The sequence below is a fragment of the Bacillus cereus group sp. BfR-BA-01524 genome, from assembly GCF_022662595.1.
GTDB lineage: Bacteria > Bacillota > Bacilli > Bacillales > Bacillaceae_G > Bacillus_A > Bacillus_A thuringiensis_S.
On sequence record NZ_JAKUDW010000491.1, the window covers coordinates 1 to 217 of the forward strand.

A 217-nucleotide genomic window follows, 5' to 3' on the forward strand; every position below is an offset into this window, starting at 1 on the left:
CGGAAGGACTGGTGGAGCGCTTAGAAGTGAGAATGCCGGTATGAGTAGCGAAAGACGGGTGAGAATCCCGTCCACCGAATGCCTAAGGTTTCCTGAGGAAGGCTCGTCCGCGCAGGGTTAGTCAGGACCTAAGCCGAGGCCGACAGGCGTAGGCGATGGACAACAGGTTGATATTCCTGTACCACCTCTTTATCGTTTGAGCAATGGAGGGACGCAG

General features: G+C 55.8%; 1 rRNA gene. It reads left to right on the top strand.

Annotated features, from left to right (window positions below):
• Positions 1-217: ribosomal RNA gene (locus MR170_RS32040) — 23S ribosomal RNA — on the top strand; the annotation flags it as partial.